Source organism: Streptomyces sp. NPDC086077, from assembly GCF_040686175.1.
Classification (GTDB): domain Bacteria; phylum Actinomycetota; class Actinomycetes; order Streptomycetales; family Streptomycetaceae; genus Streptomyces.
Genome location: NZ_JBFBJT010000211.1, coordinates 1 through 9321 on the forward strand (window position 1 = coordinate 1; position 9321 = coordinate 9321).

Annotated in this window: 10 protein-coding genes; 3 read left to right on the forward strand and 7 right to left on the reverse strand. The window is 69.9% G+C overall.

Annotated elements, in window-relative coordinates:
• From AB0O67_RS34590 to clpS, 3 genes are all read right to left on the reverse strand, one after another.
• The coding region (locus AB0O67_RS34590; protein WP_365459131.1) for an amino acid permease at positions 1-665 on the reverse strand (665 nt) is incomplete at its 3' end.
• Positions 666-1007: 342 nt separating this feature from the next.
• Positions 1008-1601: a DUF2017 domain-containing protein gene (locus AB0O67_RS34595; RefSeq protein ID WP_365459134.1), complete on the reverse strand. Its 594-nt coding sequence runs from the start codon at positions 1599-1601 to the stop codon at positions 1008-1010.
• 11 nt (positions 1602-1612) lie between these two features.
• Positions 1613-1930 (reverse strand): ATP-dependent Clp protease adapter ClpS, encoded by a 318-nt coding sequence (gene clpS, locus AB0O67_RS34600; RefSeq protein WP_365459137.1) that lies wholly within the window; start codon positions 1928-1930, stop codon positions 1613-1615.
• A gap of 58 nt (positions 1931-1988) precedes the next feature.
• On the opposite strand from clpS, the gene AB0O67_RS34605 reads away from it, so the two are divergent.
• Positions 1989-3326, forward strand: a complete 1338-nt coding sequence (locus tag AB0O67_RS34605; protein ID WP_365459140.1) for a nicotinate phosphoribosyltransferase — start codon at positions 1989-1991, stop codon at positions 3324-3326.
• A 191-nt stretch (positions 3327-3517) separates the two neighbouring features.
• Positions 3518-4102 carry a nicotinamidase gene (locus AB0O67_RS34610; RefSeq protein ID WP_365459143.1) on the forward strand — a complete coding sequence of 195 codons (585 nt, stop codon included), beginning with the start codon at positions 3518-3520 and terminating at the stop codon, positions 4100-4102.
• A 61-nt stretch (positions 4103-4163) separates the two neighbouring features.
• On the opposite strand, the gene AB0O67_RS34615 is transcribed toward AB0O67_RS34610, so the two are convergent.
• Together AB0O67_RS34615 and AB0O67_RS34620 are read right to left on the reverse strand one after the other, a co-directional pair.
• A complete protein-coding gene (locus AB0O67_RS34615; protein ID WP_365459146.1) occupies positions 4164-4505 on the reverse strand; it encodes a hypothetical protein in 342 nt (113 codons plus the stop codon).
• Positions 4506-4627: 122 nt separating this feature from the next.
• Positions 4628-6994, reverse strand: coding sequence for an immune inhibitor A domain-containing protein (locus AB0O67_RS34620; RefSeq protein ID WP_365459149.1), 2367 nt, complete (start codon positions 6992-6994; stop codon positions 4628-4630).
• 392 nt (positions 6995-7386) lie between these two features.
• On the opposite strand from AB0O67_RS34620, the gene AB0O67_RS34625 reads away from it, so the two are divergent.
• Entirely contained in the window at positions 7387-7656 is a 270-nt protein-coding gene (locus AB0O67_RS34625) for a hypothetical protein (protein WP_365459152.1), read from the forward strand.
• Between the two features lie 75 nt (positions 7657-7731).
• Here the strand turns inward: AB0O67_RS34625 and AB0O67_RS34630 are convergent, their stop codons facing one another.
• Positions 7732-8427, reverse strand: coding sequence for an RDD family protein (locus AB0O67_RS34630; RefSeq protein ID WP_365459155.1), 696 nt, complete (start codon positions 8425-8427; stop codon positions 7732-7734).
• A 93-nt stretch (positions 8428-8520) separates the two neighbouring features.
• Positions 8521-9321, reverse strand: an 801-nt coding sequence (locus AB0O67_RS34635; protein ID WP_365459158.1) for an RDD family protein, incomplete at its 5' end; no start/stop codon positions are given.

Below are 9321 nucleotides of genomic sequence, written 5' to 3' on the forward strand. Positions count from 1 at the left end.
ACGGCGAGGTAGGCGAACATGACGCCCTGGAGGGTCATCAGGGACGAGCCGATGCCCTTGGGGAAGAAGCCGTCGAAGGCCCAGAGGTTGGAGACGGCCGCCGTGTCACCGGCGCTGCTGAAACCGAAGGTCAGCACGCCGAGACCGATCACGATCATGCCGATCAGAGCGGTGACCTTGACCATCGAGAACCAGAACTCCAGCTCACCGAAGAGCTTCACGGAGATCAGGTTGACCCCGAACAGGATCACCAGGAAGACCAGTGCCGTCACCCATTGGGGAATGGACGGGAACCAGTAGTTGACGTAGATCGCGGCGGCGGTGAGTTCCGCCATGCCGGTGACGACCCACATCAGCCAGTACGTCCAGCCGGTGAAGTAACCGAAGAACGGGCCGAGGAACTCGCGGGAGTACTCCGCGAAGGAACCCGAGACGGGGCGGTAGAGCAGGAGCTCGCCGAGCGCCCGCATGATGAAGAAGATGATCACGCCGGCCAGGGCGTACATCAGGATCAGGCTGGGGCCGGCCTTGGCGATGTTCGCCCCGGCACCCAGGAAGAGGCCGACGCCGATGGCGCCGCCGATCGCGATCATCTGGACCTGACGGCTGCCGAGCCCGCGCTCGTACCCCTCTTCAGGAGCGTCCGTGACCTTCTCAGAGGTCATGTGTAGTGCGCCTTTCTCCATGCCGACCCGGACCTCTCGTCGGCCTCGGATCGGGTTTCGATCCCCCCGGATTGATGGAGTTGAGCAGCCCTCCCAAGGCCGCTCGTGCCTGGCCGACGGTCGCCGGCTCGGTGGCGCACCCGGCGCGACATAAGGGTGGTGTTCGCCGGGCGGTCGTGAAGATTTATCACGACCGCCACACTGATCGCCTGGGGGGCATGTGGCGCACAACACAGGAAGAACCGGACAAACAAACACCTAAGGGCATAAAACTGGCCACAGCGGTGACAGGATCGTTATCCGGATTTGAGCGTCCGCTGAGCGGACACATCGCCTTCACATTCAGGGCAAAAGGGTGGAGATCAATGTCTCCTGGAGCCCGCCGAGCCAGAGATAGGCCATCACCATGGGCTTGCGCGGGTCCTCGTCCGGCAGCCGGTAGAGCAGGTCGGTGTCGTCCTCGTCGGAGATCTCCAGCCGGGAGCCGATCGCGAGGCGGAGATCGTTGAGGGCGCCGAGCCACTGCTGGGACCGCTCCGGGGTGAGCTGCAGCACCGCCCCGCCGTCCCCGGGGGAGGCCAGCTCGTCCAGCGAGCGGATCACCGCGAGGGCGTTCTCCCGCTTGCCGGCCCGCAGGTCGTTCTCGGTGTAGCGGCGGAACTCGGCGGAGTGCGCCTGCTGCTCCTCGTCCTCCTCGGGCCGCTCGGGGTCGCTGTAGGCGTCCGGGAACAGGCGGCGGAGCACCGGGTCGGAGGGCGGTTCGCTCGGGCCCTCGGCGAACAGCTCGGCCAGCGGGTCGGCGGAGGCGTCCTCGCCGGGGCCGGGGCCGACGAGTTCCAGCAGCTGGACGGCCAGCGAGCGGATGATGGAGATCTCGACGTCGTCGAGGGCGACGGCCGCGCCGCCGCCGGGGAGCGGTTCGAAGGTTCCTGGCATGGCGGCGATCGCTACTTCCGGTCCTGCTGGAGGGTGGCCCACAGACCGTAGCCGTGCATGGCCTGCACGTCGCGTTCCATCTCCTCGCGGCTACCGCTGGAGACGACCGCCCGGCCCTTGTGGTGGACGTCGAGCATGAGCTTGGTGGCCTTGTCCTTGGAGTAGCCGAAGTACGACTGGAAGACGTACGTCACATAGCTCATGAGGTTGACCGGGTCGTTGTGCACGATCGTGACCCAGGGGACGTCCGGCTCTGGTACGGCAGAGACCTCCTGAGCCGACTCGGTGCGTTCGATCTCGATGGGAGCGGCTGACGTCACAACTCCCATGCTGCCATGGGCCCCACAAATCGTCACACTGACGAAATGGGGTGTAGCATCGGTTGCCATGAACACAGCGGACCTTGGGCTGCCGGTGGACGTCCCCTCGACCGCCCTCTTCACGGACCAGTACGAGCTGACGATGCTCCAGGCCGCGCTGCGGGCCGGCACCGCCGGGCGGCGCAGCGTCTTCGAGGTCTTCACCCGGCGGCTGCCGGAGGGGCGCCGGTACGGGGTGGTGGCCGGGACCGGCCGCGTCCTGGACGCCGTCGAGAACTTCCGCTTCGACGCGGACGTCCTGCGCTTCCTGCGGGAGGGCGAGATCGTCGGTGGGGAGACCCTCGACTGGCTCGCCGACTACCGCTTCTCCGGCGACATCTGGGGCTACCCCGAGGGCGAGGTGTACTTCCCGGGATCGCCGATCATGCGGGTCGAGGGCAGCTTCGCCGAGTGCGTGCTGCTGGAGACGGTGATCCTGTCCGTCCTCAACCACGACTCCGCGATCGCCGCGGCGGCCTCCCGGATGTCCTCGGCCGCCGGGGGCCGCCCACTGATCGAGATGGGCGCCCGGCGCACCCACGAACTCGCCGCGGTCGCCGCCGCGCGGGCCGCGTACGTCGGCGGCTTCGCCTCCACGTCCGACCTGGCCGCCGGGTTCCGCTACGGGATCCCGACGGTGGGCACCTCCGCCCACGCCTTCACCCTGCTCCACGACCGCGAGCGCGACGCCTTCCAGGCCCAGGTCGAGTCCATGGGGCGGGGGACGACCCTGCTGGTGGACACGTACGACGTCGCGGAGGCCGTCCGTACGGCGGTGGAGGTCGCCGGGCCCGAGCTGGGGGCCGTGCGGATCGACTCGGGGGATCTGCTGCTGGTCGCGCACCGGGTGCGTCAGCAGCTGGACGAGCTGGGCGCGACGAGCACCAGGATCATCGTGACCTCGGACCTCGACGAGTACGCCATCGCCTCGCTGGCGGCGGCGCCCGTGGACGCGTACGGCGTCGGCACCCAGCTGGTCACCGGCTCCGGGCACCCGACGGCCTCGATGGTCTACAAACTGGTCGCCCGCGCCGAGTCCGAGGACCCGAAGGCGCCGCTCGTGCCGGTGGCGAAGAAGTCGTCCAGCGGCAAGATCTCCATCGGGGGCCGCAAGTGGGCCGCCCGGCGGCTGGACGGGCAGGGCGTGGCCGAGGCCGAGGTCGTCGGCACGGGGGCCGTCCCGGCGGGGCTGGCCGACCGGCAGCTGCTGGTCGAGCTGGTCAAGGGCGGCGAGGTGGTCGCCCGCGAGCCGCTCGACGCCGCCCGCGATCGGCACATCGCCGCCCGCGCCAACCTGCCCCTGTCGGCGACCCAGCTGTCCCGGGGGGAGCCGGTGCTCCCGACGGAGTACGCGACCGAGGGCTAGGCCGGTCCGGCGGGGCGCGTGCGTACGCGCCCCGTAGCGCCCCCTCCCGCTGCGTGCCCGGAGTCTCTAGGCTCGGAGGTTCAGATGCACCCGCCGGACCGGGCCCCGCACCCCCTCGGCACCAGGCTCCGCACCGACCCGTACCGAACCGCCGGGACTACCGACAGACCCCATAGCGAAGGACACCGACCATGCGCCGCGCCTTGATCGTCGTAGACGTGCAGAACGATTTCTGCGAGGGGGGCAGTCTCGCGGTGACCGGGGGTGCCGATGTGGCCGCCGCGATCACCGAGCTGATCGGGCAGGCTCCCGCCGGGTACCGTCATGTGGTGGCGACCCGTGACCATCACATCGCGCCCGGTGGCCACTTCGCGGACAACCCCGACTTCGCGCACTCCTGGCCCGCGCACTGCGTCGCGGGCACGGAGGGGGTCGGCTTCCACCCGAACTTCGCCCCGGCCGTCGCCTCCGGCTCCGTCGACGCGGTCTTCGACAAGGGCGCGTACGCGGCGGCGTACAGCGGCTTCGAGGGCGTCGACGAGAACGGGACCTCGCTGGCCGACTGGCTGCGCGAGCGGCAGATCGACGAGGTGGACGTGGTCGGCATCGCGACCGACCACTGCGTACGCGCGACGGCCCTGGACGCGGCCCGCGAGGGCTTTCGCACCCACGTCCTGCTCGACCTCACGGCGGGCGTCGCGGAGGCGACCACGGAAAGAGCCCTGGAGGAGCTGCGCGAGGCGGGCGTGGAACTGTCGGGGAAGCCGGTCGTCTGAGCCCGGTCAAGGCAGCAGGGGTTCGTCCGTCCGGGCCCCGGGCGGGGATCGCTCGGGTGGGTCACATCTGGGCCGTGGGGCGGCGCAGGAGGGCCCGGATCGGGCGCCAGAGTTCCTGGGTGAGGTCGGGGCCGCCGAGCGTCGCGTCGGGGGCCGTGCGCCATATCAGGCCGTCCGGATGGTGCAGGACCGCCGTGATCTCGTCCGGGCTGGGTGGGGCCGCGTTGCCGCGCAGGTAGACCGCCCGCAGCCCCAGGTTGCGCAGCCTGGTCAGGGCGCGCGCCCGGTTCTGCGCGTGGACGAGCACCCGCACCGCGGCGGACCCGTCGGCGGCGGGGCTGGGCAGGTTCAGCGCCACCACCACCGTGCCGTTCGGCAGCTTGCAGAAACCTCCTGCGGCCATGTCTTCATACCCCCGTATCAGCCGGTGTCAATAAGAGAACCACAGGAGGCACCTAAACACGGATCGGCGGTGACCCGCCAGGGGGTCACCGCCGATCACGCTCTGACCTGGGCAGATACCGATTACCTACCCGCGGGGCCAACCTCCAGCTCGACCGTCGAGCCGTTCGAGGCCTCCTTCAGGATCTTGATCTTCGTGTTGGTGTCAGTGATCTTGACGCCGCCGGTCGGGTTCGACTCGTCGTAGTAGTCACCGGTGCGGTCGTTGAAGACCGAGACACCCTTCGACCCCGGGATGTACTTCGCCACGTCCGCCTTGTGCAGCGTCATGCCGTCGGTGCGGCCGAGGCTGAACGGCGAGTCGTAGGCCTGGATGCGGTTGCGCATCAGCGTGCCGTCGGCCCACTTGAGCGCGGTCGGGTGGGAGTCGATCGGCAGCACCAGACCGGTACCCGCGTGCTGGCTGGTGTTGTTGTCCTGCTGGGAGGTGTCCCACTTCCAGATCAACAGGCCGTTCTGGTACGCGTAGTGCTCCACCCAGTCCGGGCGCTCCGTGAAACCGAAGTTGTACGGACCGGTCTTGAGCGTCTCGTCGTACGACACGTACTGCCGGTTCTCGGCGATGTAGTACTGCGCGTAGTCCTTGGTGAAGGACGCGCCGACGCGGGAGAAGCCGGCGGCCGTCCAAGCGGCGTCCGCGGCCTCGGCGTCGTCGGAGAAGACGGGCGCACCGTCCGCGGTCACCTTGATCGCGTCGGCCGTGAAGCCCTTCTGGGCCACGCCGCCGTCGGTCTGGTAGCGGAAGCGCAGGCCGATCTTCTGGCCGGCGTAGGCGTCGAGCGAGTACGCGAACTTCTTGTACCCGTCGAGCGTGCCGTGCAGGGCGGGCTTGTCGCTGCCGTCCCGCGGGACCGGCTGGCCGTCCACCGTGCCGTCGACGGCGGTCCAGTTGGCGCCGCCGTCGGTCGAGACCTCGGCGTAGAGGTAGTCGTAGTTGGCCTCGATGTCGTACCAGCCGTCGAAGGTCAGCTCGGCGGCCGACTTGCCGGTGAGGTCGACCGAACGCGTCAGCGTGTTCTTGAGGTTGTCACCGCTGCCGCTCCACCACTGGGTCTGTCCCTCGGAGGGGGCGATGATCTCGGTGGTGACGGCCTTCTTCGGCAGCTGGACGACCAGCGCCTGCTTGTGCTTCGTGTTGTACTCGGCGACGCCCAGCTTGTGCCAGGAGTTGACCCCGGCCTTGGCGGTGTCGTAGTTCAGCCAGCCCAGCTGGAGCTTGTCCCAGGCGGTCATGTCGCCGGGGAGGTCGCCGATCTCGTTCTTGCCGGTGCCGAGCCACGAGCCGGACGACATCAGCGTCCAGAAGCCGGTGGAGTTCTCGCCGCCCGCGGTGTCGTAGTGGTCCGGCAGACCGAGGTCGTGACCGTACTCGTGGGCGTAGACGCCGAGTCCGCCGTTCTCCGGCTGGACCGTGTAGTCGCCGACCCAGATGCCGGTGGAGCCGATCTGCGTGCCGCCGAGCTTGTTCTGCTCGGGGCCGGTGGCGCCGGCGTCCGTGCCGAAGGCGTACCAGCGGTGGGCCCAGATCGCGTCGGTGCCCTGGGCACCGCCGCCCGCGGACTCGTCCTCGCCGGCGTGCACGACCTGGAAGTGGTCGATGTAGCCGTCGGGCTCGTTGAAGTCGCCGTCGCCGTCGAAGTCGTAACGGTCCCACTCGTCGAACCGCGCGGCGTCCGCCTTGATCTGCGCGTCGGTGCGGCCGGCCGCCTTCTGCTGGGCGACCCAGGCGTTCAGACCGTCGCTGACCACGTTCCACACGCTCGGGCAGTTGGTGTCGCCGCAGGCGTTGTTGCCGTAGCGGGCCTCGTTGTAGGGGACCTTGACCCAGTCGGAGACCTCGCCGTCGACCGAGTAGCGGCCGGAGGACTGCTTCTCGTAGTACGTCTTGACCGAGTCGACGCCCTTGCCGGAACCGAAGTACAGGTCCTCGAAGTGCTGCTGGTCGTAGTCGGCCTGCCAGGCCGTGGAGTTGTCCTTCTTGCGGTCCGGCTTGGCTATCTGGTTGTGCAGCGGGCCCGCGGTGCCGCCGTAGCGGGGGTCCGTCTTGTCGCCGAACTCGACCAGGATGGTGAAGATCTTGTCGGTCTTCTCCCGGCCCAGCTCGACGTACTTTGCGTCGCCCTTCTTGCTCTTGAGCTGCACGACCTTGGAGCCGTCGCGCTGCTTCACCGAGGCCTGGCCGGATATGACCTGCCTCAGCGCCTCTTCACGCTGGGCCTCGACCGTCTTGCTCAGCGGGCCGTCGAGGTTGTGCTCGTGGCCCTTGTGGTTCTCCGGCGACGCGGGGTCATGCCGGTCGGCGGCGGGCGCCTTGGCCGCCGGGCCGGCCGAGTCCGCCTGGGCCACGGTGAGGCCGGAGAGCGTGGCGGTGGCCGCGGCGAGTGCGACCGCGGTCGCGGCAGCTCTCAACGTCCAGGGTCTACTGGTCACTTGAGTTCCTCCCCAGCGTCCGGGCGCGCGGAAAGGGGGGTGATGGAGGTGGTGCGTCCGCGCGCGCCTGATCAACGCGTGTAGTCAAGTGCCGACATTTGACTAGAGGTTGCGGAGAAAAGACAGACCTTGACTTGCGCAGGACAACTGCACTATGCGGAGATGACTTTTCGCTTACCGAACAAGTCGGGATTCGTTCTCCGGGCGCGCGGGACGGCCGATCCGATGGCTGACATGACTCGGTGCGCCCCCTGTGCACCGGCACTGTTGGTCAGGTCACGCTTACGGTTCGTTCCGGTCGGGCATGCACGCGAATAGATTCAGTCCGCACCCTCCCCCGCAGCGTGAGGCACGGGGGGAGTCCACCCCCATTCTTCGAGGACACGATTGCCATGCCTCGTCCGACCGCCGCACAGCTCGCCTACGGTTCGTGCACCGTGATCTTCTCGACCCTCGCCATGCTGCTGCTGTCACAGACGAGTTCGGGTGCGGGGATCGCGGTCATCGCCGTCGCGGCACTCCTGCTCGGGCTGCTGGTCGCCATGACGGTGCCCATGCCGAAGCGAACTCCGATACCCGCGCACCGGCCCGCCACCGACGTGACGCCACCGAGGCCGGCGACGGTGCGCCGCGAGCCCGTACGGGAACCCACGGCCCACTGAGGAACACACGAGCAGCACACGGTACGGCGGGCCCGTCACCTCCCAGGTGACGGGCCCGCCGTCGTGCCGACCGGGTCACGTGGTGCTGACCACCACGGTCTTCGCCGCCTTGTCGTGCAGCCCCTGCTTGTAGGGCCTGTCGAAGAAGCTCCAGCCGCCGCAGATCGCCGTCCAGACGCAGGCGCAGCAGAACGCGAACGGAATCCACAGCACCGCCGCGCGGAGCAGCGAGGCCTGAACGGAAGGCGTGGCTCCGTTGTCGAGATGTGCCACGCGCATGTTCAGCCATTTCTTGCCGAGGGTCTGACCCGACTTGGCGATCATGATCGTGTCGTACGCGATGTAGAGCACGGCCGCGATGACGGACTGCGCCACGGAGTCGCCGACGTCGACCTGGTCGGCGTCCACCTGGTACTCGTCCACGTTGAAGCCCCAGGTGATCAGCCAGACCACGATGCCGACCAGCACCATGTCGATGATCCGGGCCACCGTGCGCTTGCCGCTGTCGGCGAGCGGGGGCATACCGGCGAGCGGATCGGCGGGGTGCTCGCCACCGCCGTACGGGCCGCCGCCGTAGGGCCCGCCGCCCTGCGGCCCGCCACCGTAGGGTCCACCGCCGTACGGGCCGCCGCCGGGGGGCGGGGGCCGCTCACCGCCGCCCGGGGGCCTGTCGTACGGCGAGCCGGCCCCCTCGCCGGGCGGGGGCTGCTTCTTGAACGGGTCGTCCTCCGGCGGCTGCCCGCCGGAACCGGGGGGCGGTTCGGTGCTCATGGCCCGAGTCGACCGCGAACCCCGCGGCTCCGCATCCGGCGAGGGGCCGTCCGGAGTACCGGCCGCCGACAGACGCTCCGGACGGCCCTCCCGTCAGCCCGCGACGAACGTGTGTGCGGCCTTGTCGTGCCAGCACTGGCGCCACGGCCGGTCGAAGAGGCACCACAGCACACCGATGACGCCGAAGCAGAGCAGACCGGGGACGCTGTAGACGAGCCAGCGGCGCAGGGCCGCGCCGAAGGACGGGGCGTCGTGGCCCTCGATGTCCCGCACCTCCAGGCCGAGCAGCTTCTTGCCCAGCGTGCGCCCCCACTTGGCGGTGGGCAGCGCCTCGTAGAGGACGCCGAAGACGAGCAGCACGGCGAGGACGATGCCGAGGTACGCCGCTGTCGTGCCGTCCAGCAGCCAGACGGTGACCGTCCGGCCGGAGAGCTTGGCCTCGTCGATCTTGCTCTGGACATGGTCGAGGGCCTGCGCGCCGAGCGGCACGGCGGCGACCGCGGTGACGCCCGCGACGACCACGGTGTCGATCAGCCGGGCGGTCAGCCGCTTGCCGAGGCCTGCCGGGCGGGCCTCGGCCTGCCGTCGCGCCGCCGCCTGGAACACGTCCTCGACGGGGGGCTTCCACGGGGCGACGGGCTGCTCGTCGGGGGCGCCGCTGGAGGCGCCGGCGAGCCGGTGCACCTGCTGCGCCCAGGAGGACTGACCGCCGCCGGAGCCCGACGTGACGGGGGCGGCGGCCTGGGCCTGGTGGGGGACGCTCGCGGACTGCGGGGCGGGCGCCGGAGCCTGGGACGCAGCGGCGCTGGCGGCGGCCGCCTTCCCGGCACCGAAGCCTGGCGCGCCGGCCGGCTGCTGGCCGGGCGGGGGCGCCCAGCCGGGGGCGCCCTGGCC